Raw genomic sequence first — 23757 nt, forward strand, 5'->3', positions numbered from 1 at the left:
CCGACGGCGGGCGGCGGGGCCGGGGGCCCTGTCGCCGGCCACCCGATTCGAGGGGGGCGTTGTGACCGACAGCATGACCTTTCGGAACGAGGACCTGCCGGCCCTCTTCCACCACACGGACCAGGCGGCGATCTCCCGGCAGCGGGAGTCCACGCAGGCCACGAGGAGCCAACTGCTGCTGCTCGTCGCGGCTGCGGGTGCCGCCGCGCTGCCGCCGGGGCCGGAGCTCGGCTCGCTGCACCTGTTCGCGCTGCTGAGCGTGCTCTGTTACGCGGGGGTGCTGGTCGTCGGCATGCGGGCGACCAGGCGCCGGGCCCGCCCGCAGTGGCAGCTCAACCGCAGCGCGGCGGAGTTCATCAAGTCGCTCGCCTGGCGGTACGCGGTCCACGGTGCGCCGTTCGGCAGTGACGTGGACGATCCGGGCGAGACCTACCGGACCCGTCTGGAGGCCGGGCTGGCCGAGCTGCGGAAGATGGGCTGGGAGGATCCGCGCACGGCCGGCGCGGTGCCGGAGGGCGCGGAGATCACCGGCGCGATGCACCGGCTGCGCGGCAGGGACTACCACGTGCGGCGGGAGACGTACGTCCGGGACCGGCTGATCGAGCAACGCAACTGGTATCGGCGGCGCACGGAGGTGTCCCGGCGGGCGACGGCCTTGTGGTCGTGGACGATCGTCCTCCTGACCTGTCTGGCGCTGCTGTTCGCCCTGATGAGGTCGTTCGGCTCGGGTCCGGGGGCGGGTCTGACGGGGCTGCTGAGCACGGCGGCGGCAGCCGGCATCGCCTGGAACGAGGTGCGCCGCCACCACCCGCTGATCGAGGCGCACACGCTGATCGAGCAGGACCTCGCGGCGATGATGGTGGTGATGCAGACGACCATCACCGAGTCCCAGTGGCCCTCGTCGGTGTACGAGACCGAGCGGTACGTCTCGCCGCAGCACACGGACTGGCTCGCCCGGCACAGCAGTTGAGGTACCGGTGGTGGGAGGGGTGGCTCAGTCCCGGGTCACGCCCTCGCACCACAGGACGGTGACCGGCTTGCCGAGGGCCCGGGCGTAGGCCACGATCTCGGCGGTGCCGCCGTGGCCGCGGGCGGGCCGGCCGTCCCAGACGGCGACGAGCCGGTCGCAGGAGTCGGCGATGTAGGTGCCCGCGGCGTAGTAGGCCTCGTCCGTGGAGCGGGCGAAGTCCATCCGGATCTCCTGGGTGGCCCGGAGCCTGAGCCGCCGGTAGCGGTCGAGCGCTTCGGCGCCGTCGAAGCCCTCCTCGTAGTCCTCGCTGGGGATCACCACGGTGAGGTCGGCGCCGCATTCGAGCGCGATGGCCGCGAAGAGCTGGTCCGCTCCGTCGGCGAGGCTGGAGAGGGCCTCCAGCGGCCCTTCGTGGCCGCCCAGTACGGTCCGCAGGCCGCTCTCCACATGGCCGAGCACCGCGTCCGGGATGGACCGGTGCCCGGTCACGCCAATGCGTTTCATGCAGGAACCTGCTTCCCCCGGGGACACGGCCGCCCTGGACATCCTCTCAGAAGGCGGGAGGACGTCCAGGGTGCCGACAGGGGCGCGCGGGGCATCGGTCAGTAGACGCTGACCCCGTAGGCGTTGAGCGCTTCGACCACGGGCTGGAAGAAGGTCGTACCGCCGGAGGAGCAGTTGCCGCTGCCGCCGGAGGTGAGGCCGACGGCGCGGGTGCCCGAGTAGAGCGGGCCGCCGCTGTCGCCGGGCTCGGCGCACACGTTGGTGCGGATCATGCCGTACACGATGTCGCCGCCGCCGTAGTTGACGGTGGCGTTGAGGCCGGTCACCCGGCCGCTGTGGATGCCGGTGGTGGAGCCGCGCCGGGTCACGGACATGTTGACCGTGGCGTTGACCGCGCTGGTGATGTCCTGGCTGCCGACGGTCCCGGGCGGTGTGGGCGTGTTGCTGGCGTACTTGATGAGGCCGTAGTCGTTGTTCGGGAAGCTCGACCCGGTCGTGGAGCCGAGGACGTTCGTGCGGGCGGAGTTGGTCCACCAGGTGCCCGCGCCGTCGGTGCAGTGCCCGGCGGTCAGGGCGTAGTAGGTGCTTCCCCTGCGGACGTTGAAGCCGAGCGAGCAGCGCCAGCTGTTGGCGTAGATGGCGTCCCCGCCCGAGGCGAGCTTGGTGAGTTTGCCCGGGATGCGCTCGATGCGCAGGGCTCCGGCCTCGGTTCCGGCCTCACGCTTGATTCTCGCGAGGGCGGCGGCGGAGACGGTGGAGTCGGCGGAGACCACGAGGGTGCCGGTGGCGGGGTCGGCGTGCCAGGCGGTGCCCGCTACGTCGGCCCGCAGGACGGAGGCGCCGGCTGTGGCGAGCCGGTCGGCGCTGAATCCTCCGTCTTGCGGGGCCGCGTTCGCCGCGTTGGGAGCGGCGAGCGCTGCGGCGGCGGCCAGGCCGGTGGCCACCGCGAGCAGCCTGTTGCGGGTGGTGCGCTTGATCCTCACTTTTCGTCCTCCTGGAGAGGGTCGGGGGCCCGACGGTCGTGGGGGTGCCGGAGCCCGTGAGGCGCAGCCGGGGGCACGGCGGGCGCATGGACTCTGGCCGTGCCCCTGACAAGCGCTGTCGGGAGTGTCCTGTCGTCGGATACCGGTCGCAAGAGCGGGTTTCGGCCTCCCCGCGCCGCCTCTCACCGTGCGGGGCTGCGTGTTCCGGTGGGCGGTGCGAGGGGCCGGGGGAAGGAGTGCGCGACGGCGCGGTCGGGTGGCGCGGCGGGATCCGGTCCGGCCGCCTCCGCACCGGCGCCCCGCGCCCCGGGTATGCCGGCCCGCGGGCGGCCCGCGGGGTGTCGGCCGCACCGGCACGGGACGCCGCTGGCGGCCCGCAGCACCACCCCGGCGCCCGCCGGGCGGCCGAGCGGCTCTCCGCGGGAACCGCGCGAGCACCCCCCGGAGTACGCCGCCGGGACGGTGCGGTCGCTCGCGGACGACGGGGAACGTCCCGGCCGCGGGGTCGCGGGTACGTTCCGGAAGGGCTCGGCACCGCCGGTGACGAGGACGAAGGCACCCGCCGCCCAACGCTTTTCGTGCCGGCCGGCGGCCGCCCGGAGGGGCGCGGACGGAAGCCGGAACCGTGCCGGCGGAACGGACCCGGCGGCCGGGACGGACCCGTCCGCGGCGGGCGCACCGCCGCGCGGCGCGCGGTCCGCGGCGGGGGTGGCGGTCCGGGGCGCGGCGCCGGCGCGGACACTGCGGGAACCCCTGCGCCCGGCGCCGCCGGCCATCCCGGGCGCGGGCCCCGCGGCGTCGGACGTCGTGCGGCCTCCCCGGGTCGGCGAGGCGGTGGGCCGCCCGCCCGCCGGGCCCACGCGGTACGCCGGGAGACACGGCGGGGCACGGTGCCCGGTGCCGCGGGGGCCGGGGCCCGGGCGGCGGCCCGAGGAGGGGTCTCGTGGGGCCGGAACGGCCGGAATTCGACCTTCCGGGTATCCGTTGGCGGGGCGGAGGCCGCCCGGCGCGAGGAGGTCGCGCCGGACGGGTGCGGTGCCCTCCGTCACGGCACCGCGCCCGCGCCGCATCCGCCCGGCCGCGTGCGGATCGTCTGCGTCATCGCTCATCCCGCTCATCCCGCTCAGCCCTTCCACGCCCGCCCGGACGGGAATCCCGGCATACGCCGTCCGGGCGCGTGCAGCTGACGCGAATTCAGGGACTCGGCGGACTCAGTCGCAACAGCAGCCGCAGTTGCAGTCGCAGCAGCCGCCGTCGCCACCACCGGAGCCTCCTCCGGAACCTCCGGCCCCCGAGGAGTTCGGCCCGCAGCAGTCACAGCACTCGCAGAAGTCGCACCACGGGTCCCGCTTCTTGCGCGACCAGGGGCCCTCGTGCTCGGTGCAGCAGATCTGACAGGTGCAGAAGAGCCCGATGGCCACCGCACAGCCGGCCAGCAGGCCGCGGCGCGGGCGCTGCGGCTGCCGGCTCCCGCCGCCGAGACCGCCGAACCCGTCACCCCCGCCGCCGAACCCGTCGCCGCCGAACCCGCCGCCCGACTCGCCGCCGGACCTCGCGGGCGGCGGGCCGCCCGGCGCCTGTGGGGTGTTCACCCCGCGGGAGCCCGCGCCGTAGGGGTTGCCGCCGTTCCCGCCGTCGTACGGGTTCGCGCCGTACGGGTTCGGGCCCTGCCCGGCCGAGGCGGTGGCGGTGTGGCCGCAGCTCATGGTTCCGAAGGCCCGGTCCACCGAGGTGCGCAGCTCGTGCACCAGCAGCTGGTGGGCGAGCCCCGCGTCGGCGAACTCGACCTCGCCCAGTGCCAGCCTGATGCCGTGCAGGGCGTCGTCGCAGAGCCGGCGGGCCTCGGCGAGCGGGGTCCCCGTGGCGGTCAGCGGGTTCCACGCGCCCGCCTGCGCGTCGGAGACCCGGTCCTCCACCGCGTCCAGCAGGTGGGCGAGCCGCCCGAAGTACCGGCCCGCTTCCGCCAGCGCCGGGGCGTTGCCCGGCCGGCCGGCCAGCTGCGCGGTGTACGCGAAGGCGGCGGCCGTCGCGGTCTCCGTCGGCTCGGTCACGACGAGCACCGGAGTGCCGGGGCCGGCCAGGGTCTCGATGCCCGCCTGCCGGTCGACGGCGTCCACGAGCACCGCGGTGTCGAAGCCGAGCGAGGCACCGGTGCGCGCACCGGCCCGGTCCCAGCCGCGGGCCACCTTGCGCGCGGCGGCGGCGATCGGGGCGCGGGCCAACAGCCCGTCCCGGTCGGCCACGTGGTCGCGCACCTTGGCGGAGGCCAGGACCAGCGAGACGGCGGCCGCGAGCCGGGCGCCCTCGCCGTTGGCCACCGCGGCGGTGCGCATCCCGCGCAGCGGGCAGGGGCCCGCGGTGCGCCGGTTGCCGGGTGCCGGACCGGACTGAGCCTCCGTCAAAACAGAGATGAGCAACCCGTCATAGTTCGTGACGATCCGGGCGAACTGCCCGTGATCTCCCCGAAGTGCCAGGCACAGCCCGCACAGATGGGCCATCCACTCCGCTCTGAACCGCTCTCCCAGCCGGTGCGTGCACGGTCTGACTATGCCGAACAAGCTGTTTCCCCCGTGTGTCGTACGCGTGCCTGGCGGGCATCGTATCGACCCGCGTTTCACCCGTACGCCCCCGCGGCCCACCCGTACGGCGGCGGCGGTCTTATTTTCACTCAGTCAGCAGCGGTAGCCACCAGGATCCTTGACCGTGCAACGGGTGTTCTGCACCAGTACCGTCACGAAACCCCTGCGCGGCGACTATCCACTTGGCGCGTTGTCAGCATCATGGACGAGCATAGGGGCAGCGGAGAGAAAGACAGACTGACCGCGGTGAAAGGAGGCAGTCCATGGGTTCGGTGCGCAAGGCGAGTGCCTGGCTGGGTCTCGTGGAGGACAGCGACGACGAGCGCTACTACGACGACGACTACGCGGAGGCCGCCCACGGTTCCGTCGCGGGCCCCGGTGACCAGTGGGTGACCGACCCCCGCGTCAAGGTGGCCTCCGAGTCGGCCGTGGAGCACGGCCGCCGGATCGCGACCGTCACCCCGGACGGGTTCCGGGACGCGCGCGGCATCGGCGAGCTGTTCCGCGACGGGGTCCCGGTCATCGTCAACCTGTCGTCGATGGACCCGACCGACGCGAAGCGCGTCGTCGACTTCGCGGCCGGACTGACCTTCGGTCTGCGCGGTTCCATCGAGCGGGTGGCGACCAGGGTCTTCCTGCTGACCCCGGCCGACACCCAGATCGTGAGCGGCGAGCCCGGCGGCCGCTCGCGCGACTTCTTCAACCAGAGCTGAGCGGGGCTCTCACCGGAAGGCGTCCAGACCGGTGAGCGCCTTGCCCAGCACCAGCTGGTGCATCTCGACGGTGCCCTCGTAGGTGAGGACCGATTCGAGGTTGGTGGCGTGCCGCATGACGGGGTATTCGAGCGAGATCCCGTTGGCGCCGAGGATGGTCCGCGCGGTGCGGCAGATCTCGATGGCCTCGCGGACGTTGTTGAGCTTGCCGAAGCTGATCTGCTCCGGCCGCAGGGTGCCCGCGTCCATCCGCCGACCCAGGTGGTGGGCGAGCAGGATGCCCTTGTGGAGTTCGAGCGCCATGTCCGCCAGCTTGGCCTGGGTGAGTTGGAAGCCGCCGATCGGCCTGCCGAACTGCTCCCTCGTCCTGGCGTAGTCGAGCGCGGCCTCGAAACTGGCCCGCGCCGCACCCATGGACCCCCAGACGATCCCGTACCGCGCGTGGCTGAGACAGCCCAGCGGCCCCTTGAGCCCGGTGACGAGCGGCAGCACGGCGTCGGCGGGCAGCCGTACGTCGTCCATGACCAGCTCGCTGGTGACGCTGGCCCGCAGCGACCACTTGTGCTTGATCTCCGGCGCGGAGAAGCCGGGAGTGTCGGTGGGCACCGCGAAGCCGCGGATCCCGTCGTCGGTCTGCGCCCACACCACGGCCACCGCCGCGACGGAGCCGTTGGTGATCCACATCTTGCGGCCGTTCAGCACCCAGTCCGTTCCGTCGCGCTTGGCGTAGGTGCGCATCGCGGCCGGGTCCGACCCCACGTCGGGCTCGGTCAGCCCGAAGCAGCCGATCAGCTCGCCGGCCGCCATGCCGGGCAGCCAGCGCTGCTTCTGCTCCTCGGAGCCGTACTTCCAGATCGCGTACATGGCCAGCGACCCCTGCACGGAGACCAGCGAGCGGATGCCGGAGTCGGCCGCCTCCAGCTCCAGGCAGGCCAGGCCGTACTGCACGGCGCTGGCACCGGCGCACCCGTACCCCTCCAGGGACATCCCGAGCGCCCCGATGGCGCCGAGCTCGCGGGCCAGCTCGCGGATCGCGGGCAGCTCCCCGCTCTCGTACCACTGGGCGACGTACGGCAGCACGCGGTCGGCCGCCCAGCTGCGGACGGTGTCCCGGACGGCGAGGTCCTCGGGCCCGAGGAGCTCGTCGAGCCCGAGCGGATCGGTGGGTACGAAGGACACGGGGCCTCCCGGCGGCCTGAGCGGAACCAGCGGCGCACGGGTGTGCGCCCACCTGACGCTATGGGGCTGCGGCGGGCAAATCCAGCCCCGCTTTCCGGCGCCGGCCGGCCCGCGTCCTCGCAGCCCCGTCGGAGTTCGGGCGGGGGGGCCGCCCGGGGCCGACACCCGGCGGCCGCGCAGCACCGGTGGGCGGGGCGGTCCCGTCAGCCCGCCTGCTCGACCGGGGCCGGCCGCGCCTGTGCCTCGCCCTTCGCCTGGGCGGGCAGCCGCACCGGCTCGCCCTCCCCGGTCTCCTCGGCCGCTCCGCACTCCATCGCCCTCGGCAGCTTCAGCGCCATCACGGCCCCCGCGAACAGCAGCCCCGCACTCACCAGCAGCGTGACGTGCAGCCCGTGTACGAAGGAGTGCCGCGCCGCCGCGTACAGGGCGGCTCCCGCCGGACCGCCGAGGCCCGAGGCGATCTGGTAGGCCTCGCCCAGCGAGTTCGCGGCGCCCGCCGAGTCCGCGGCCGAGACCCCCGGCACCGAGGCCAGCCCGGGCCGGTACGCCGCGTTCATCACGCTGCCCAGCAGCGCGATGCCGATGCCCGCGCCCAACTGGTAGGAGGTCTCGCCGATCGAGGCCGCCCCGCCCGCGGTCTCGGCCGGGGCCTCGCTCAGCATCGATTCATAGGCGGCGAAGAGCGTGGTCTGCAGTCCGAAGCCCAGCAGGACGAAGCCGGCGGTCAACAGCACCGGCCGGTCCTGCTGGCCCATCAGCGTCAGCAACAGCACGGCGCAGCCCGTCAGCACGAAGCCGAGCGACACCATGGTGCGCGGCCCGACCCGAGCCAGGGTGTAGGAGCCGGTGGCGCCGGCGGCCATGGCCGCGAAGGTCAGCGGTAGCAGACGCAGGCCGGTCTCCAGCGGGCTGAGGTGCAGCACCAGCTGGAGGTACTGGACGGCGATCAGCTCAAGGCCCACCAGCGCGAGCATGGCGAGCACGATGCAGGCCACCGAGGTGGAGAAGGCGGCCCGGGAGAACATCCGCATGTCGATCAGCGGGTGCTCGCGCCGCTTCTGGCGCCGTACGAACAGCACGAGCAGCACCGCGCCGAGCAGCAGCGGGACCACCGCCTCCGCGTCGAGCAGGTGCCGCTCCGCGCCGAGCCGTTTGATCCCGAGCACCGCGCCGAGCACTCCGGCGGCGGCCATCAGCGCGCCGAGCACGTCCCACGGTCCGTCCGCGCCGCCGCGCGATTCCGGCAGCAGCCAGCGGCCGAGGGGCAGGATCAGAGCCATCAGCGGGATGTTGATGAGGAAGACCGAGCCCCACCAGAAGTGCTCGACGAGGAAGCCGCCCAGGACCGGCCCACTGGCCGCGCCGACCGCGGCGACGGCGGTCCAGATGCCGATGGCCAGAGCCCGCTCACGCCGGTCGGGGAAGACCTGGCGCAGGATCGACAGGGTGGCCGGCATGATCATCGCGCCGCCGATGCCGAGCAGGGCGCGCGCGGCGATGAGGACCGGGGCGTTGTCGGATAGAGCCGCCGTCGCGGAGGCCGCACCGAAGAGCCCGTAGCCGAGCAGGAGGATGCGGCGGCGGCCCACCCGGTCCCCGAGGGTGCCGAAGAGGATCAGCAGCGAGGCGCAGACCAGCGGGTAGGCGTCGACGATCCAGAGCAGCTCGATCGGGCCGGGCCTCAGGTCCTCCGTGACGGACGGAACCGCGACGTGCAGGATCGTCGCGTCGAGCGCGACGAGGACCAGGCTGACGCAGAGAACGGCCAGGACGACCCAGCGGTTGGCACCGCCGGAGGCCGCTCCCAGCCGCTGCCAGGGCGAAGGGGTCCCGGCCGTGGCCGCGTTCGTCCCCGCCATGCATGTACCTCCCAGGTGATCCCCCGCGCTCGGTGGACCAGCGTCTGGCGGAGCCGCGGGGGGCGGTGCGCTGTGCGGCATCCAACGGGGTCCGGCATCGACACGCGAGTGAACGGTCAGCGTACGCGAGTTCGTGTGCCCGATACGTGGCCAAGCTCTCATAGCGGCAGCGCCCCCCGTGTGGCGTGCGCCACTCCCCCACCCGAAGCCCTCCCCCGCGTACACGTCCGCTCACGGTCCGTGGTTCTCGGCGTCGACCCAGGTCGGACGCCACCGATAATCATGCCCGTGGAAGATCTTGGATTTCGCCGGGCCGCGCCCGCGCTCGCCGTCTTCGCGGCGGTCCGGCTGCTCGGACTGGCCGTGCTCACGGTGTGGAGCGCGGTGGCGGGCAGCAGCCCGCACACGCTGCTGTCCGCCCGGTGGGACTCGCTCTGGTACGCCCGCATCGCCGCCGAGGGGTACGGCTACGAGATCGCCCTGCCCAACGGCGATGTCCACTCCAACCTCGCGTTCTTCCCGCTGCTGCCATGGCTGGAGCGGGCGGTGTCGGCGGCGACGGGGCTCTCCCACGGCTCGGCGGGCCTGGTGGTGTCGGTGGTCGCGGGGTTCGCCGCGGCGTGGGGGATCTTTGCGGTGGCCGACCTGCTCCACGGCCGCCGCACCGGGGTGTTCGCGGTCGCCGCCTGGGCGGCGCTGCCCGTCGGCATCGTGCAGTCGATGGCCTACAGCGAGTCGCTGTTCACCGCGCTCGCCGCATGGGCGCTGTACGGGTCCCTGCGCGGCCGGTGGCTGACGGCGGGCCTGCTCGCCGCCGGGGCCGGTCTCACCCGCCCGGTCGGCGCGGCGGTCGTGGCGGCGATCTGGGTGGCCGTCGCACTGGCCCGGCGGCGGGGGGAGCGGTCGTGGCGGATGGCACTCGGGGCGCTGACGGCTCCGGCCGGCGCGGCCGGGTACGTCCTGTGGGTGGGCGCGCGCACCGGGGACGGCCCGCTCGGGTACCTGGACGTGCAGGCCGGCTGGGGCAACGGCTTCGACGGCGGCTGGGCGTTCGCCCGCTTCGTCGGTGCGAAGCTGGCCTCCGCCGCCTTCCCGGCCGGGCTGGGGCTGATCGCCGGGGTCGTGCTGGTGCTGTGGCTGTACGCGGCGTGCGTGCGGCAGCGGCAGCCGGTGCCGCTGCTGGTGTACTGCGGGATCGTCGTGGCGCTGGCGTTGTGCGCGTCGGGGTACTTCGGTTCGAAGCCGCGGCTGCTGCTGCCGGCCTTCCCGCTGATGCTGGTGCCTGCGGTGGCACTCGCCCGGTGGCGGACCCGGCGGGCCGTGCTGGTGCTCGGCGCGGCCGCCCTCGGCTCGGCGGTGTACGGAGCGTTCTGGCTGAACGGCTCGGGCCCCCCGTAGGCCCCCGGCCGACCGCCGGAGCGGACGCTTCCGGCGGTCCGCGGGCACGGTAATCGACCTGCGGCAATAAAGCCCGAATAAGCGGCCCAAACAATTACCCGACGCCGGATCGAGATGCATCCAACCCCTGGCGGAATAACGGGAATTAGAGCCCGCGTGAGACCAACTCCACATCACATGGTCATCACAAAGCCCGAGATTCGCCCGGGCCGACCATCCCCGCGCGGTAACGTCGATTGAGTGCGTACCGATCAAATCCTGACCCGTCTGGAGCGGGTCTTCGCCCGGCTGGACCGGGAACCAGAGCGACCGGCTCATCTGCAGACTCCGCAGATGAGCCGGCACCGCGTCGTGCTCCTGGGATCGACCCTCGCGTTCTACCTCGCCATCGTCGTGGCCGTGCTGACCACGTCCTGGCTGGTCCGCCTGGACTGGCAGATCATGTTCTTCCGGCCCTACGAGCAGTGGCCGCAGCTGCACGCCTTCCTCGACTACCTGGTCGTACTGGGCCAGCGCGGACCCACCGCGGTCATGGTCGCCGCCTGGCTCGGCTGGCGCTCCTGGCGGCAGCACACCCTGCGCCCGCTGATCACCCTCGGCGTCGCGCTGCTGCTGCTCAACGTCACCGTCGGGTCCGTGAAGCTGGGCCTCGGGCGGCTCGGCCCGCACTACGCCACGGAGATCGGCTCGGCCGAACTCTTCGCGGGCGGCGATATATTCCCTTCCGGCCACACCGCCAACGCCGTCGTGACCTGGGGAATCCTGGCCTATCTGGCGTCCACCGTGGTCACCCGGCGGGTGCTGTCCGTGGTGTCCGCGGTCGTCTCGCTCAGCGTGGGCGCCACCACCGTGTACCTCGGCACGCACTGGGTCAGCGACGTCCTGCTGGGCTGGTCCGCAGGTCTGCTGATCCTGCTGGCCCTGCCCTGGTTCGAGCCGCTCATCGCGCGGACCGAGGCCTACGTCTTCGACCTGCGCGAGCTCCTGCGCCGCCGGGCCGAGACCGGGCGGATGCCCGCACCCGTGGTTTCCGCGCTCACCCCGCTGCTCTCCGCGGGCGGCAAGTGGCAGCTCAAGCCCGCCACCGGGGCCGTCGTCGAGCCGGCGGCGACCACCGCGTCCGGCGGGGCCGGGACCGCGGGACACTCCCCGGCGCACCGTCCTGCCGTACACCCGGTCAACCGACCGCACCTGATCCGTTCCGAGCGGACCCCGGCCACCCCGGCCGGCAGCCGCCGCCCCGCGCATCCCGCACACACCGAGCGGACCGGATCGCGGGGCACCGCGGCCCGTCCGGTCGCCGGCGGCTGACCGCCCCGGACGGGGATGGTACGCACCGGCCGCCCCCACGGCGCGAAGGCGGGCCGGGTCATCGACCCGGCCCGCCTTCGGCGTTCGTCAGCGCCGCGCCCGGACGTTCGTCCATCCCGGGTCACGCTTGTGTCACAGAATATCTACAGTCGCCCATTGTTTACCGCACCGCGACACGCCCGGGCCGCAGACGTATTCGAATTCCCCCCGAGAACCACGGAATTCCCTTACCACATTTCCACGCACCCCTTGGTCCGAAGCTACTGAATCCCCCTCAGCTCCGCTGCATTCCCGTCACTTCTCCGGCCGCCACGGCCCTGCCCAGGAGATCTCTGAGCTCCCTCATCCGGTCCGTGAGGGCGGGCGGCTCGACCACTTCGAACTCACAACCGAGCAGCATGATGTGAATCACCAGAACGTCCAGGTTCACGGCCCCCGTGCGCAGCAGACAGGCATGCGCGTCGATCGGTTCCAGGACGCCGTCGCTCGGCGTGACGATCCGCGCCGCCTCCTGCTGCGATACGTTCAGCCGCACCACCGCGCGGGCCGGGTAGACCCGCTGCGAGACGCCGTGGGAGACATACGCGGCGAGGTCCTCGGCCGGTGGCGGGCGCGGGGTGAACCGCGGCCCGTGGGGCGGTCTGGGCTCGATCCGGTCCGCGCGGAAGGTCCGCCACGCTTCGCGGTCGAGGTCCCAGGCGACCAGGTACCAGCGACGCTCGGTGCAGACGAGCCGGTGCGGTTCGACGGTGCGGCGGCTGACGCTCCCCTCATGGTCCCGGTAGCCGAAGCGGAGGCGCTCGGCGTCCCGGCAGACCGAGGCCAGTTCGGTCAGCACCGAGGCGTCCACGGTCGAGTGCTGGGCCCCGCGCAGCATCGGCACGGTGAACTCGTTGAGCGCGGACACCCTGCGGCGCAGCCGCGACGGCAGGACCTGCTCCAGCTTCGCCAGGGCTCGCACCGAGGACTCCCCGATGCCTTCGACCCCGTTGCCCGCAGCGGTCCGCAGGCCGACCGCGACGGCCACGGCTTCGTCGTCGTCCAGCAGCAGCGGCGGTAGTTCGGCGCCGGCCCCCAGCTGGTAGCCGCCGCCGGTCCCGGGAGTCGCGTTCACCGGATACCCGAGCTCCCTGAGCCGGTCCACGTCGCGCCGGACCGTCCGGGCGGTGACGCCGAGGCGGTCGGCGAGGTCGGCGCCGGTCCATGCGCGGTGGGCCTGGAGCAGGGAGAGCAGACGCAGCAGCCGTGCGGAGGTCTCGAGCATGCCCCGAGTCTGCCAGTGGGTGCCGCGGCGCTCAGCCGTGAGTGGGTGAAGGCCTCGGCCCCACTGGAGCGGGGATGCCGTCGGCCGAGGACGGAACTGCCGGCTCCGGCTCCGGCTCCGGCTCCGGCTTCGGCTCCGGCCTCTGGTCCGGCTTCGGATCCGGCTTCGGATCCGGCTTCGGATCCGGCAGGTGCAGCAGCATGCCCACGGCGATCGACTCCGGCTTCGGTCCGACCGTCTCCCGGTTGGCCTCGTACAGCGCCTGCCAGCCGCCCTTCACCCGTCGCTCGCGGGCGATCGTGGTGAGCGTGTCCCCGCTCCGCACGGTGTGCATCCGCCCCGCGAGCCCGTACCGCTTCGAGCAGACCGGCCACGCGTTCCACCCCTGCGCGGCGAGGACCTCCTGTGCCACCCGGATCTGTTGGACGCGGTCCGCCAGGTCGGCGCGCGGCGCGAAGGCCAGGCCGCCGTACTCCTCCCAGGTCGGCTGCCAGAACTGCAGCCCGCCGTAGAAGCCGTTGCCCGTGTTGACCGCCCACCGCCCGCCGCTCTCGCAGTCGGCCACGCAGTCCCAGGGCCATTCCCCGCCCGGTCCGCAGTCCCCGGGCCCGCTCCCGATCACGCCCGGCGAGCCCGGGTGCGCGGCCCCGGCCGGGCCCGGCGCGGGCGGTGGCGGTGCCGCTTCCGCCGCCCCCGGGGGCGGTACGAACGCGAGCACGACGGCGGCTGCGGCGGCGCGGGCGGCCCGGGGGATCCGGAGGCTGGGCATCGGGTCACGCTACGCAGCCCTCCGCGGTACCCGGGACCGCCACGCGGCGGGTCACGCCACCCCACCCGGTCGGCCGACCGCTCGATCCCCCCGAAACGGCCACACCCGGCTATCAACTGCACACAACCAGGCAACAGTTGACACAGAACCGAAGCTCTGGTCGCACGGTTCACCCTTCCGGGCGTCCGGTTCGAATCCGTTCCCTCAAATGGCGTGACCCCGGCCGCCGCTCCTGCGTTGTGCCCGGCGAGCCGGGAGCCTCCCGGACCCGCACCTATGCCGAGGAGCCACCCCGTGCCGCGCATGCTCGACGTCAGTGATGAGGTACGTGCCGAGATCGGCGACGAAGAAGCCGACAGGCTGCTCGTCGGCGACGACGCGCCGCGCAGTTACGACTGCACCTCCTGCCGCACTCCGGGCGACCCCGAGAACGAGCGCACCAGCACGGTGCTGTTCGTCGGTGAGGAGACCGCCGTCCTCGCCTTCGCCCACGCCACCTGCATCCCCTCGCAGGTCGTATCCGTTTCCGAGGAACAGCTCCAGGGCGCGGTCCGCAGCATCACCGGCGACAGCCCGGCCGCCGCGTCGGACACGGGCGCGCCCGCGCCGCAGAACGTACCCGGCGGACAGGCCGTCCTCGGCATCACCAGCGGCCTCATGCTGATCGGCGGCGAGCTACACCCGGCCCTGGTCGTCGAGCCGACCGCGCCGATCGCCCGCCCGGGCAGTGACGGCCCCGGCGACGACTTCCTGCCGCTCCTGATCGAGCAGGGCTTCATCCCGGTGACCGACACGGACGAACTGCCGACCCTCCTCAGCGGCTGGTCGGTCCTGCTCGCGGCCGGGCAGTTGCACGCCGTGCTCCAGCCGGGCACCGAGGGCGGCGGCCCGGTCGCCTGGTGGCAGGCGCACCAGGCGCTGTCGGTCACCGACGGCTGGCGGACCGCCGTCCAGAAGACCCAGCGCGTGCTCATCTACGCCGCGCCGGTCGGCTCCATCGGCCAGCAGCCCCGCGAGGACCTGCTGCGGGACGCCCTGGACAAGGCGGCCGCGGCGGGCAAGCTCGTGGCCGCCGCGATGCCGCTGGCGGGGACGCCCGGCGCCTGATCCCCGGCCGGTACCGGTGGATGACCGCCCGGCCCCCAGTGTGGGGGCCGGGCGGCCCTGCGCCGGGGGTGTGCGGTCCGTCCCGCGCACCCCCGGCGATCTGTGTTTCCGGCCTCTTCACCCCGCATCCGCAGCGCGCCGGTTTCGTTGGCTGATACGTGCATCCATACGACTCCTCCCGCGCCCCGTCCTATCCGAGCACCGTCCCCGCCATGCGTCCCGCACGGGATCGGGACAGCTCGCCGGCCGTCTCGCACACCCCGATCTACGACACGCTGTACTCGGAGTACCTGCGCGCCTTCCGGGCCCTGCCGGGCGACCGTACGGGTGAGGAGGACCTCGGGTTCACGGCCTTCTCGTACGGGGGCGGCCACACCGGCGGCACGTACGGCAGCGGCTGGAGCGCCTCACCGTGGCAGCGGTCCGAATGGCAGCCCTTCCACGGCTCGCAGGCGCCGTCGCAGCCCCAGACCCAGCCGGCCTACTCGTACGCGGGCGGCCTCGGATACGCGGACGGGCGGCAGCACCAGACCGGGATGACACACCTCCCGGCGGCCCTGCCGCCCGCTCCGCGCCGGGGCTACTGACCCCGGACCGCGGCTACTTCTTCTTCTTGTACTGGGCGCCGCGCTTCTCGCGCACCCGCACCGAGATGTGGATCGGGGTGCCCTCGAAGCCGAACTCCTCGCGCAGGCGGCGCTCGATGAAGCGCCGGTAGCCGTGCTCCAGGAAGCCGGAGGCGAAGAGGACGAACCGCGGCGGCTTGCTCCCCGCCTGGGTACCGAACAGGATGCGGGGCTGCTTGCCGCCGCGGATCGGGTGCGGGTGGGCGGCGACGACCTCACCGAGGAAGGCGTTCAGCCGACCGGTGGGCACGCGCGTCTCCCAGCCCGCGAGGGCGGTCTCGATCGCCGGGACCAGCTTCTCCATGTGCCGGCCGGTGAGCGCCGAGACGTTGACCCGCGGCGCCCAGGAGACCTGCTGCATCTCGGTCTCGATCTCGCGCTCGAGGTAGTAGCGGCGCTCCTCGTCGAGCTCGTCCCACTTGTTGTAGGCGATGACGATCGCACGGCCGGCCTCGACGGCCATGGTGATGATGCGCTGGTCCTGGACGCTGATGGTCTCGGTGGTGTCGATCAGGATGACCGCCACCTCCGCCTTCTCGACGGCCGCGGCGGTGCGCAGCGAGGCGTAGTAGTCGGCGCCCTGCTGGAGGTGGACCTTCTTGCGGATACCGGCGGTGTCGACGAACTTCCAGGTGACGCCGCCGAGCTCGATCAGTTCGTCGACCGGGTCGCGGGTGGTGCCGGCCAGCTCGTTGACGACGACCCGGTTCTCCTTCGCAACCTTGTTGAGCAGCGAAGACTTGCCGACGTTGGGGCGGCCGATCAGCGCGATGCGGCGCGGGCCGCCGGGGGCGACGCCGCCGAAGGTCTGCTCGGGGGCTTCGGGCAGGACGTCGAGGACGGCGTCCAGCATGTCGCCGGTGCCGCGGCCGTGCAGCGAGGAGACCGGGTGCGGCATGCCCAGGCCCAGCGACCACAGCGAGGCGGCGTCGGATTCGCCGCTCTGTCCGTCGACCTTGTTGGCGCACAGGACGACCGGCTTCTTGGCCTTGCGGAGCAGCTTGACGACGGCCTCGTCGCTGTCGGTGGCGCCGACCTTGGCGTCCACGACGAAGACGACCGCATCGGCGGACTCGATGGCGTACTCGGCCTGGGCGGCGACGGCGGCGTCGATGCCGAGAACGTCCTGCTCCCAGCCGCCGGTGTCGACGACCTTGAAGCGCCGGCCGGCCCACTCGGCCTCGTAGGTGACGCGGTCGCGGGTGACGCCCGGCTTGTCCTCGACGACCGCCTCGCGGCGGCCGATGATGCGGTTCACCAGGGTCGACTTGCCAACGTTGGGGCGGCCCACGACGGCGAGGACGGGCAGCGGGCCGTGACCCGCCTCCCCGATGGCGCCTTCGACCTCTTCGAGGTCGAAGCCCTCTTCCGCGGCGAGCTCCATGAACTCCGCGTACTCGGCATCGCCAAGCGCTCCGTGGTCGTGCTGGTCGTTCATGAAGTCCGTTCCTCGTCGTTCGTGGTGATCGGTGGTGCCCGCGCAGCGCGGTTCCACTACTAGGTCAAGTCTCGCTCAGCGCCCGGTCAGGCGCTTGGCGTCGGCCAGGTGGGCGGTCAGCCGGTCCTGGATGCGTACGGTGGCCTGGTCCAGTGCGGTGCGGGTACGGCGGCCACTGCCGTCCCCGGCGTCGAAGGCCGAGCCGAAGACGACGTCGACCCGGCTCTTGAAGGGCGGCAGCCCGGAGATCAGGCGGCCGCGGTCCTCGGCGCTGCCGAGAACCGCGACGGGCACGATAGGCGCGCCACTGCGGACCGCGAAGTACGCGAGTCCCGCGCGCAGCGAGGCGAAGTCGCCCTCGCCCCGGGTGCCCTCGGGAAATATCCCGAGGGCCCCGCCCTGGTCGAGCACGGCGAGGGCGCGGCCTATCGCCGCCCGGTCGGCGCCGGAGCGGTCGACCTTGACCTGCCCGATGCCGTCCAGGAAGGGGCCGAGCGGGCCCACGTACGCTTCCTTCTTGATCAGGAAGTGCAGGGGGCGGGGCGCGGTGCCCATCACCATGGGGCCGTCGATGTTGTGCGTGTGATTCACGGCGAGGATGACGGGACCCGAGGCGGGCACCTTCCAGGCGCCCAGCACGCGCGGCTTCCACAGCCCGTACATGAGGCCGATTCCGATGCGCCTGCCGACCGCCGCACCCTTGAGGGAGGGCGCTCGGCTCACTTGCGGCCCGCCCGCTTCTCTTCCACGAGCGTCACGACGCACTCGATCACCTGGTCAAGCGTGAGCTCGGTGGTGTCGACCTCGACGGCGTCGCCGGCCTTGGCCAGCGGGGAGGTCTTGCGACCGGAGTCCGCGGCGTCGCGCTTGATCAGCGCCGCCTTGGTGGCCGCGAGGTCGGCGGCCTCCTTGCCTCGGAGCTCTCCGCTGCGCCGGGCGGCCCGCGCCTCGGCGGACGCCGTCAGGAAGATCTTCAGGTCGGCGTCGGGCAGGACGGTGGTGCCGATGTCCCGGCCCTCGACGACGATCCCGTCCGCGTCGCGGGCGGCCTCGGCGGCGATGGATCGCTGGAGCTCGGTGATGAGCGTGCGCACCTCGGGGACCGCGCTGACGGCGCTGACCCGGGAGGTGACCTCCTGGGTCCGGATGGGACCGGCGGCGTCCAGGCCGTCCACCGTGATGGTGGGGGCGGCCGGGTCGGTGCCGGACACGATGGAGGGCTTGCCGGCGGCGACCGCCACGGCCTGCGCGTCGTCGGTGTCGACCCCGTTGGAGATCATCCACCAGGTGATGGCCCGGTACTGGGCACCGGTGTCCAGGTAGCGCAGCCCGAGCTTGGCGGCCACGGCCTTGGAGGTGCTGGACTTGCCCGTGCCGGAGGGACCGTCGATGGCGACGATCACGGCGGACGGAGCTGCGGTTTCCACGGTGCGGGCACCTTCCTGGTTGCGCGTGCGTGTCAGGGCGCGGCAAAGCGCCCCTCTGCAAGGTTACCGGGCCCCAGGGAGTGTCGTGCCGGTCAGTCCGGGCTCACCCGCCCCGGCCGCCATGAGACCCCCTGCGCACCCCGCCCCGCCCGTGCCTTCCCGGCCCCCGGGACTCAGGAGGTGCGCAGGGCCCAGCCCCGTTCCCGCAGCTCGGCCGTGAGGACGGCGGCGGACCTCGGCTCGACCATGAGTTGGACGAGGCCGGCCTGCTGGCCCGTCGCGTGCTCGATCCGCACGTCCTCGATGTTGACGCCCGCGCGGCCGGCGTCGGCGAAGATCCTCGCCAGCTCGCCCGGCTGGTCGCTGATCAGCACGGCCACGGTCTCGTAGACGGTGGGCGCCGCTCCGTGCTTGCCCGGGACCCGTACGCGGCCCGCGTTCCCGCGACGCAGCACGTCCTCGATGCCAGCGGCGCCGCCGCGGCGCTTGTCCACATCAGCGGACTGGAGGCTGCGCAGGGCGTCGACGGTCTCCTCCAGGTCGGCGGCGATCCCGGCGAGGACGTCGGCGACCGGTCCCGGATTGGCCGACAGGATCTCCACCCACATCCGCGGGTCGGAGGCCGCGATGCGGGTCACGTCGCGGATGCCCTGACCGCACAGCCGTACCGCCGTCTCGTCGGCCTCCTCCAACCGGGCCGCGACCATGCTGGAGACGAGCTGGGGGGTGTGCGAGACGAGCGCGACGGCCCGGTCATGGGCGTCCGCGTCCATCACCACCGGTACGGCCCGGGACAGCGCGACGAGTTCCAGGGCGAGGTTGAGCACCTCGTGGTCGGTCTCACGGGTCGGGGTGAGCACCCAGGGGCGGCCTTCGAAGAGGTCCGCCGTCGCGGCGAGCGGCCCCGACTGCTCCTTGCCCGCCATCGGGTGCGTGCCGATGTACGCGGTGGCGTCCACGCCGAGCGCGGCCAGTTCGCGCCGCGGCCCGCCCTTGACGCTGGCCACGTCGACGTAGGCCCGCGCCGCGCCGCGCCCTATGAGGTCGGCCAGGGTCGCGGCGACGTGGGCCGGCGGTACGGCGACGATCGCGAGGTCGACCTGCTCCTGCGCGGGCTCGTCGGTGCCGGCCCCGAGGGCGGCGGCGGTGCGGGCCCGGTCCGGATCGTGGTCGGCGAGGTGCACGGTGACCCCGCGGGCTGTCAGCGCGAGCGCCGCGGAGGTGCCGATCAGTCCGGTTCCGATGACGACGGCGGTTCTCACGGGGCGCTCCACGGGGTGCGTGACGACAGGTTCTGACTCAGGGTAGCCAGACGGTACGCCGCGCGGGTCCGGCCGCCCGCCTTGTGGGACGGCGGCCGGACCCGCGGCCGCTGCGGTAGAACGAACCCCATGATCTTCCACATCGTCCCGCTCGCCGACTGGACCGCCGCCCCCGGGCGCCCCTACTCCCCGCCCTCACTCGACTCCGCCGGGTTCGTGCACTGTTCGGCGGACCGCGCGACGGCGCTCGGTATCGCCGAGAGGCACTACCGGGAACAGCCGGGGACCCTGCTCGCGGTCGAGCTCGACGAGGACGCGCTGACCGCGGAGGTCCGCCGGGAGGGTGAATCCGGTGATCGTTTCCCACATGTTTTCGGACCGCTGAACCGGGACGCCGTCGTCCACGTGTGGGAGGTCGTACGCACACCTGGCACACCCGTCTCACTGGCACCGTGGCAGCGGGACTCGTGAAACGGGCGCGGCAGGCTTCACCTGAGGCCGGCCGCGGGCCAGGATGCTGCACGCCGAACCAGCCGCACAGCGAGGAGAGACTGATGAGCGACCTGACGCAGACCGCCCGGCGCAAGGTACTGGTGGCCGGTGCGGCCGCACTGGCCGGCGGTGCGCTCACCGCATGCGGCAGCGGCGGCGGTGACGGCGGGCAGGCCTCGTCGGGCGAGCCCAACGCCGCCACCCCGCCCGCGGGCTCCGCCCCCGCCGACGCGTCCGCGACCGGCGGCGCCGGCGGCGGCAAGGCCATCGCCAAGGCAGCGGACGTGCCGGTGGGCGGCGGCAAGGTCATCCAGGGCGAGAAGGTCGTGGTGACGCAGCCCACGGCGGGCTCCTACCGCTGCTTCACCGCCGTCTGCCCCCACCAGGGCTGCCTGGTGAACAAGGTGGCCGACGGCACCATCGACTGCCCCTGCCACGGCAGCGAGTTCAAGGTCACGGACGGCTCGGTGGTCAAGGGACCGGCCACCAAGGGGCTGGCCGAGAAGAAGATCACCGTCGCGGCGGACGGCAACATCACGCTCGCGTAGCCGCGCGGCACCCCCCAAGCCCTGCCGGCCGGTGAAAACTGTCCGGCAGGGCGGGTGTGCCCCGTCGTAGGCTCCCGGGATGGACGATCTGACGCTGGTACGCGACCACACGATCTACCGGTGCGTGATGGGATCCCGGGCGTTCGGGCTGGCCACGGAGACCAGCGACACGGACCGGCGTGGTGTCTACCTCGCCCCGACACCGCTGTTCTGGCGGTTCGAGAAGCCCCCCACGCACGTCGAGGGGCCCCGGGAGGAGGAGTTCTCCTGGGAGCTCGAACGCTTCTGCGAACTCGGCCTGCGGGCCAACCCGAACATCCTGGAGTGCCTGCACTCGCCGCTGGTGGAGCACGTCGACCCGGTCGGCCGGGAGCTGCTCGCCCTGCGCGGGGCCTTCCTCTCCCGCCGGGTCCACACCAGCTTCAGCCGGTACGCGGCCTCCCAGCACGGCAAGCTCCTGGCGGACGTCCGCCTCCACGGCGCACCGCGCTGGAAGCACGCCATGCACCTGCTGCGCCTGCTGCTGTCCTGCCGCGACCTGCTGCGCACCGGCCTCCTGAGCATCGACGCGGGCCCGTACCGCGACCGCCTGCTCGCCGTCCGCCGCGGTGAACTCACCTGGGACGAGGCCGACACCTGGATGACCCGCCTGCAGGAGGAGACGGAGGACGCCCTGGCCGGCAGCCCCCTGCCCGAGGCACCGGATCGCGCCCGGGTGGAGGACTTCCTCGCCCGCGCCCGGCGCGCGTCAGCCGGGTAGGGTCCGGCGTGGGTCAGGCGTCCCAGAGGGTCCCGAAGGCCAGGATCTCGTCCCGGTACTCGATGCGCCCCTCCCATGCGCGCGGCCAGGCGTCCGCCCCGAGGTGAGCGCCGGCGAAGGCTCCGGCGAGGCAGGCGATGGAGTCGGAGTCGCCCTTGGTGCAGGCGGCGCGCCGCAGGGCCGTCAGGGGTTCGTCGGGAAAGAGCAGGAAGCACTGCAGGGCGGTGGCGAGGGCCTCCTCGGCGATCCAGCCCTCGCCGGTGGTCAGGCAGGGGTCGGTCTCCGGGGACGGGGAACGCAGCGCCGCCGCGAGCCGGTCCAGCACCGCCAGGCACTCGTCCCAGCCCCGCGCGATGAAGGACTCCGGGGTGGCGTCGCTCGCGGTGCGCATCCACAGGTCGCCCAGCCAGCGCTCGTGGTAGCGGGTGCGGTTCTCCAGGGCGTACGAGCGCAGCAGCCCGACGAGGCCGGTCACCTCGGTGCCCAGGGCCAGCAGGTGCACCGCCCGCGCCGTCAGGTCGGAGGCGGCGAGCGCCGTCGGGTGGCCGTGGGTGAGGGCGGACTGCAGCTGTGCCGCGCCGGCCCGTTCCTCGTCGGTCCAGCCGGGCACCAGCCCGACGGGAGCCACCCGCATGTTCGCACCGCAGCCCTTCGAGCCGGTCTGGCTGGCGTCGCGCCAGTCGCGCTGCGGGTCGTTCAGCAGGTGGCAGGCCCGCAGGCAGGTGTTGCCGGGCGCCCGGTTGTTCTCCGGCGAGTGGTACCAGTCGACGAACTCCTCGCGGACCGGGCGGGTCAGCCGCAGCGGGCCTATGCGTCCTCGGTCCGCCGCGGTCCGGATGCCGCGCGCCAGGGCGAGGGTCATCTGGGTGTCGTCCGTGACGATCGCCGGGCGGGGCAGGCGCATCTCGCGCCAGGGGCCCGTCTTGGCGAGGATCGCGGGAACGTCGTTGAACTCGGTCGGGAAGCCCAGGGCGTCGCCGAGGGCCAGGCCGACCAGCGCGCCGGTGGCGGCTCGCTTCGTCATCGGGTGGGTCCTTCCGGTCGGAGCAGGGGGGGATGGAGGGCGGTCGCCGGACCGGCCCGGTAGAGGGCGGCCGGTTTGCCGCGGCCTCCGGTGAGCCGGGCGGCGCCCGGTACGGCCTCGACGAAACCGGGGGTCGCCAGGACCTTGCGGCGGAAGTTGGGGCGGTCCAGGGCGGTGCCCCAGACGGTCTCGTACACGGCCAGCAGCTCCCCGAGGGTGAACTCGGGCGGGCAGAAGGCGGTGGCCAGGCAGGTGTACTCCAGCTTCGAGCGGATCCGCTCGCGTGCGTCCGCCAGGATCACCGCGTGGTCGAAGGCAAGGTCGGGAGCCTCTCCCAGCGGCAGCCAGCGGGCCTGCGCCGCGTCCCCGCCGCCCTCGGCGGCCGGTTCGGGCAGATCCGGGACGAGGACCGTGAAGGCCACCGAGACCACCCGCATCCGGGGATCGCGGTCCGGCTCGCTGTAGGTGCGCAGCTGCTCCAGGTGCAGGTCCGCCACGGTCCGCCCGGGCAGGCCGGTCTCCTCGGCCAGTTCGCGCCGGGCGGCCGTCTCGGCGGACTCCCGCGGCAGGACGAACCCGCCGGGCAGAGCCCAGGACCCGGCGTACGGCTCCTGGCCGCGCCGGATCAGCAGCACGTGCAGGGCGCCGCCGCGCACGGTGAACACGGCGAGGTCGACGGTCACCGCGAACGGCTGGAAGGCGTACGGGTCATAGCCCGGGCGCGCCGCCCCGCTCATCGGTTCTCCGGGAGGGGGTCGGCAAACCGCCAGCCTTCGGCGAGCAGTCCGTCCACGGCTGCCACGGCCGTGGCCAGCCGCTCCCGGCGGTCGCCGGGCACGGACCGGAGGCGCCGTCCGGTCGCCGCCGGCTCCTCGCGGAAGCGCCGGGTCATCCAGGGGCTGAGCTCGGGGCCGTCGCGCAGCCCGTCGTCCTCGAAGGGCACGTCGGTGTCCTCGGTGAGCAGGTACAGGTGTCGGCGGGTGAGCGCGGCGATCCGCTCGACCTCCGCGCTGCGGCCGCCCGTGTACCGCTCGTGCCAGATGCCGGTGGCGAAGGAGTCGGTGTCGCAGACCAGCACCGGGCAGCCGACGCGTGCGGCCCGTTCTTCCGCCGCGTCCTGGCGGCGGGCGATCACGGGGAACTCCTGCGACGTGAAGGAGAGGTCCGCCCACGTGGCGCCCGGGTCGGCGGCTCCGACGACGTCCGCGTCCGGGTGGGCCTCGCGCATCCAGGCGACGCGGTCGGCGAGCGGCACCGATTCCACGGAGGCGGCGCAGACCAGCACGGTCAGCCGCTCGCAGCGGTCCTGGGCGGTACGCACCAGGTGGTGGCCGGCGTGCGGCGGGTTGAAGAAGACGTTGTTGGCGATGCCGATCGGCCAGTTGGCGATGTGCTGACGGGCCACCAGCCAGACGCACAGGGCGCCCGTGGCGAACCCGAGCACCTCGCTCCAGCTCAAGGTCCCGGTCATGCCCGCCCCACCTCCCTTAATAGTCATTGTGACTATAAACAGGAGGGCGGGGCCTGGGCAAGCGAAAAGCCCG

At 73.3% G+C, this 23757-nt stretch carries 23 protein-coding genes; 9 read left to right on the top strand and 14 right to left on the bottom strand.

Annotated features, from left to right (window positions below):
- The first annotated feature begins 73 nt into the window (after positions 1–73).
- A complete protein-coding gene (locus R4Z63_RS06680) occupies positions 74–970 on the top strand; it encodes a DUF4231 domain-containing protein (protein ID WP_384447013.1) in 897 nt (298 codons plus the stop codon).
- Positions 971–994: 24 nt separating this feature from the next.
- On the opposite strand, the gene R4Z63_RS06685 is transcribed toward R4Z63_RS06680, so the two are convergent.
- From R4Z63_RS06685 to R4Z63_RS06695, 3 genes are all read right to left on the bottom strand, one after another.
- Positions 995–1474, bottom strand: a complete 480-nt coding sequence (locus R4Z63_RS06685) for a hypothetical protein (RefSeq protein WP_037925660.1) — start codon at positions 1472–1474, stop codon at positions 995–997.
- A 98-nt stretch (positions 1475–1572) separates the two neighbouring features.
- Positions 1573–2457, bottom strand: coding sequence for a S1 family peptidase (locus R4Z63_RS06690; protein ID WP_384446908.1), 885 nt, complete (start codon positions 2455–2457; stop codon positions 1573–1575).
- A 1211-nt stretch (positions 2458–3668) separates the two neighbouring features.
- The gene (locus tag R4Z63_RS06695; protein WP_384446906.1) at positions 3669–5015 is read right to left on the bottom strand and encodes a DUF5685 family protein; all 1347 of its coding nucleotides are present in this window, start codon (positions 5013–5015) and stop codon (positions 3669–3671) included.
- 284 nt (positions 5016–5299) lie between these two features.
- Here R4Z63_RS06695 and R4Z63_RS06700 point away from each other — a divergent pair, with 284 nt between their 5' ends.
- Positions 5300–5749 carry a cell division protein SepF gene (locus R4Z63_RS06700; protein ID WP_030030440.1) on the top strand — a complete coding sequence of 150 codons (450 nt, stop codon included), beginning with the start codon at positions 5300–5302 and terminating at the stop codon, positions 5747–5749.
- Between the two features lie 9 nt (positions 5750–5758).
- Here R4Z63_RS06700 and R4Z63_RS06705 read toward each other — a convergent pair whose 3' ends face one another.
- Positions 5759–6928: an acyl-CoA dehydrogenase family protein gene (locus tag R4Z63_RS06705; RefSeq protein ID WP_384446904.1), complete on the bottom strand. Its 1170-nt coding sequence runs from the start codon at positions 6926–6928 to the stop codon at positions 5759–5761.
- A 203-nt stretch (positions 6929–7131) separates the two neighbouring features.
- Positions 7132–8787: an MFS transporter gene (locus R4Z63_RS06710; RefSeq protein ID WP_384446902.1), complete on the bottom strand. Its 1656-nt coding sequence runs from the start codon at positions 8785–8787 to the stop codon at positions 7132–7134.
- A gap of 282 nt (positions 8788–9069) precedes the next feature.
- On the opposite strand from R4Z63_RS06710, the gene R4Z63_RS06715 reads away from it, so the two are divergent.
- Positions 9070–10185 (top strand): glycosyltransferase family 39 protein, encoded by a 1116-nt coding sequence (locus R4Z63_RS06715; protein ID WP_052031144.1) that lies wholly within the window; start codon positions 9070–9072, stop codon positions 10183–10185.
- A gap of 240 nt (positions 10186–10425) precedes the next feature.
- Positions 10426–11496, top strand: coding sequence for a phosphatase PAP2 family protein (locus R4Z63_RS06720; protein WP_037925654.1), 1071 nt, complete (start codon positions 10426–10428; stop codon positions 11494–11496).
- Between the two features lie 274 nt (positions 11497–11770).
- Here R4Z63_RS06720 and R4Z63_RS06725 read toward each other — a convergent pair whose 3' ends face one another.
- Together R4Z63_RS06725 and R4Z63_RS06730 are read right to left on the bottom strand one after the other, a co-directional pair.
- Positions 11771–12760 (bottom strand): helix-turn-helix transcriptional regulator, encoded by a 990-nt coding sequence (locus R4Z63_RS06725; RefSeq protein WP_037925653.1) that lies wholly within the window; start codon positions 12758–12760, stop codon positions 11771–11773.
- A 31-nt stretch (positions 12761–12791) separates the two neighbouring features.
- A complete protein-coding gene (locus R4Z63_RS06730; protein ID WP_491522522.1) occupies positions 12792–13529 on the bottom strand; it encodes a LysM peptidoglycan-binding domain-containing protein in 738 nt (245 codons plus the stop codon).
- Between the two features lie 294 nt (positions 13530–13823).
- Between R4Z63_RS06730 and R4Z63_RS06735 the strand changes: the two genes are divergently transcribed.
- Positions 13824–14636, top strand: coding sequence for a DUF8842 C-terminal domain-containing protein (locus R4Z63_RS06735; RefSeq protein ID WP_384446897.1), 813 nt, complete (start codon positions 13824–13826; stop codon positions 14634–14636).
- Positions 14637–14848: 212 nt separating this feature from the next.
- Positions 14849–15223, top strand: coding sequence for a hypothetical protein (locus R4Z63_RS06740; RefSeq protein ID WP_063890635.1), 375 nt, complete (start codon positions 14849–14851; stop codon positions 15221–15223).
- A gap of 13 nt (positions 15224–15236) precedes the next feature.
- Here the strand turns inward: R4Z63_RS06740 and der are convergent, their stop codons facing one another.
- From der to R4Z63_RS06760, 4 genes are all read right to left on the bottom strand, one after another.
- The gene (der, locus tag R4Z63_RS06745) at positions 15237–16700 is read right to left on the bottom strand and encodes a ribosome biogenesis GTPase Der (protein ID WP_037925650.1); all 1464 of its coding nucleotides are present in this window, start codon (positions 16698–16700) and stop codon (positions 15237–15239) included.
- Positions 16701–16775: 75 nt separating this feature from the next.
- A complete protein-coding gene (locus R4Z63_RS06750; RefSeq protein WP_078556842.1) occupies positions 16776–17465 on the bottom strand; it encodes a lysophospholipid acyltransferase family protein in 690 nt (229 codons plus the stop codon).
- Complete coding sequence (cmk, locus tag R4Z63_RS06755) at positions 17420–18127, bottom strand: (d)CMP kinase (RefSeq protein ID WP_037925648.1); 708 nt, start codon at positions 18125–18127, stop codon at positions 17420–17422. The genes R4Z63_RS06750 and cmk overlap by 46 nt, the downstream gene beginning before the upstream one ends.
- 173 nt (positions 18128–18300) lie before the next feature.
- Positions 18301–19389, bottom strand: coding sequence for a prephenate dehydrogenase (locus tag R4Z63_RS06760; protein WP_384446894.1), 1089 nt, complete (start codon positions 19387–19389; stop codon positions 18301–18303).
- A 129-nt stretch (positions 19390–19518) separates the two neighbouring features.
- Between R4Z63_RS06760 and R4Z63_RS06765 the strand changes: the two genes are divergently transcribed.
- From R4Z63_RS06765 to R4Z63_RS06775, 3 genes are all read left to right on the top strand, one after another.
- Positions 19519–19860, top strand: coding sequence for a DUF952 domain-containing protein (locus R4Z63_RS06765; protein WP_384456469.1), 342 nt, complete (start codon positions 19519–19521; stop codon positions 19858–19860).
- Positions 19861–19943: 83 nt separating this feature from the next.
- A complete protein-coding gene (locus tag R4Z63_RS06770) occupies positions 19944–20429 on the top strand; it encodes a Rieske (2Fe-2S) protein (protein WP_037925645.1) in 486 nt (161 codons plus the stop codon).
- 79 nt (positions 20430–20508) lie between these two features.
- Positions 20509–21189, top strand: coding sequence for a nucleotidyltransferase domain-containing protein (locus R4Z63_RS06775; RefSeq protein WP_384456472.1), 681 nt, complete (start codon positions 20509–20511; stop codon positions 21187–21189).
- 13 nt (positions 21190–21202) lie between these two features.
- On the opposite strand, the gene R4Z63_RS06780 is transcribed toward R4Z63_RS06775, so the two are convergent.
- From R4Z63_RS06780 to R4Z63_RS06790, 3 genes are read right to left on the bottom strand one after another with little or no spacing between them, the layout of a single operon-like run.
- On the bottom strand, positions 21203–22213 hold the full coding sequence (locus R4Z63_RS06780) for an ADP-ribosylglycohydrolase family protein (RefSeq protein ID WP_384456475.1): 1011 nt from the start codon (positions 22211–22213) through the stop codon (positions 21203–21205).
- A complete protein-coding gene (locus R4Z63_RS06785) occupies positions 22210–22950 on the bottom strand; it encodes an NUDIX hydrolase (protein WP_384456478.1) in 741 nt (246 codons plus the stop codon). Before R4Z63_RS06785 ends, R4Z63_RS06780 begins: the two co-directional genes overlap by 4 nt.
- Entirely contained in the window at positions 22947–23711 is a 765-nt protein-coding gene (locus R4Z63_RS06790; protein WP_384456481.1) for an AAA family ATPase, read from the bottom strand. The genes R4Z63_RS06785 and R4Z63_RS06790 overlap by 4 nt, the downstream gene beginning before the upstream one ends.
- Between the last annotated feature and the right edge of the window lie 46 nt (positions 23712–23757).

It is taken from the genome of Streptomyces sp. PL-29, assembly GCF_058344425.1.

What these genes read in the sequence shown, in the direction of transcription:
- R4Z63_RS06680 (WP_384447013.1), top strand. Translation starts at nt 74, where the DNA reads ATGACCTTTCGGAACGAGGACCTGCCGGCCCTCTTCCACCACACGGAC.
- der (WP_037925650.1), bottom strand. Translation starts at nt 16,700, where the DNA reads ATGAACGACCAGCACGACCACGGAGCGCTTGGCGATGCCGAGTACGCG.
- R4Z63_RS06730 (WP_491522522.1), bottom strand. Translation starts at nt 13,529, where the DNA reads ATGCCCAGCCTCCGGATCCCCCGGGCCGCCCGCGCCGCCGCAGCCGCC.
- R4Z63_RS06780 (WP_384456475.1), bottom strand. Translation starts at nt 22,213, where the DNA reads ATGACGAAGCGAGCCGCCACCGGCGCGCTGGTCGGCCTGGCCCTCGGC.
- R4Z63_RS06725 (WP_037925653.1), bottom strand. Translation starts at nt 12,760, where the DNA reads ATGCTCGAGACCTCCGCACGGCTGCTGCGTCTGCTCTCCCTGCTCCAG.
- R4Z63_RS06775 (WP_384456472.1), top strand. Translation starts at nt 20,509, where the DNA reads ATGGACGATCTGACGCTGGTACGCGACCACACGATCTACCGGTGCGTG.
- R4Z63_RS06710 (WP_384446902.1), bottom strand. Translation starts at nt 8,787, where the DNA reads ATGGCGGGGACGAACGCGGCCACGGCCGGGACCCCTTCGCCCTGGCAG.
- R4Z63_RS06770 (WP_037925645.1), top strand. Translation starts at nt 19,944, where the DNA reads ATGAGCGACCTGACGCAGACCGCCCGGCGCAAGGTACTGGTGGCCGGT.
- R4Z63_RS06740 (WP_063890635.1), top strand. Translation starts at nt 14,849, where the DNA reads ATGCGTCCCGCACGGGATCGGGACAGCTCGCCGGCCGTCTCGCACACC.
- R4Z63_RS06715 (WP_052031144.1), top strand. Translation starts at nt 9,070, where the DNA reads ATGCCCGTGGAAGATCTTGGATTTCGCCGGGCCGCGCCCGCGCTCGCC.
- R4Z63_RS06790 (WP_384456481.1), bottom strand. Translation starts at nt 23,711, where the DNA reads ATGACTATTAAGGGAGGTGGGGCGGGCATGACCGGGACCTTGAGCTGG.
- R4Z63_RS06785 (WP_384456478.1), bottom strand. Translation starts at nt 22,950, where the DNA reads ATGAGCGGGGCGGCGCGCCCGGGCTATGACCCGTACGCCTTCCAGCCG.
- R4Z63_RS06700 (WP_030030440.1), top strand. Translation starts at nt 5,300, where the DNA reads ATGGGTTCGGTGCGCAAGGCGAGTGCCTGGCTGGGTCTCGTGGAGGAC.
- R4Z63_RS06765 (WP_384456469.1), top strand. Translation starts at nt 19,519, where the DNA reads ATGATCTTCCACATCGTCCCGCTCGCCGACTGGACCGCCGCCCCCGGG.
- R4Z63_RS06685 (WP_037925660.1), bottom strand. Translation starts at nt 1,474, where the DNA reads ATGAAACGCATTGGCGTGACCGGGCACCGGTCCATCCCGGACGCGGTG.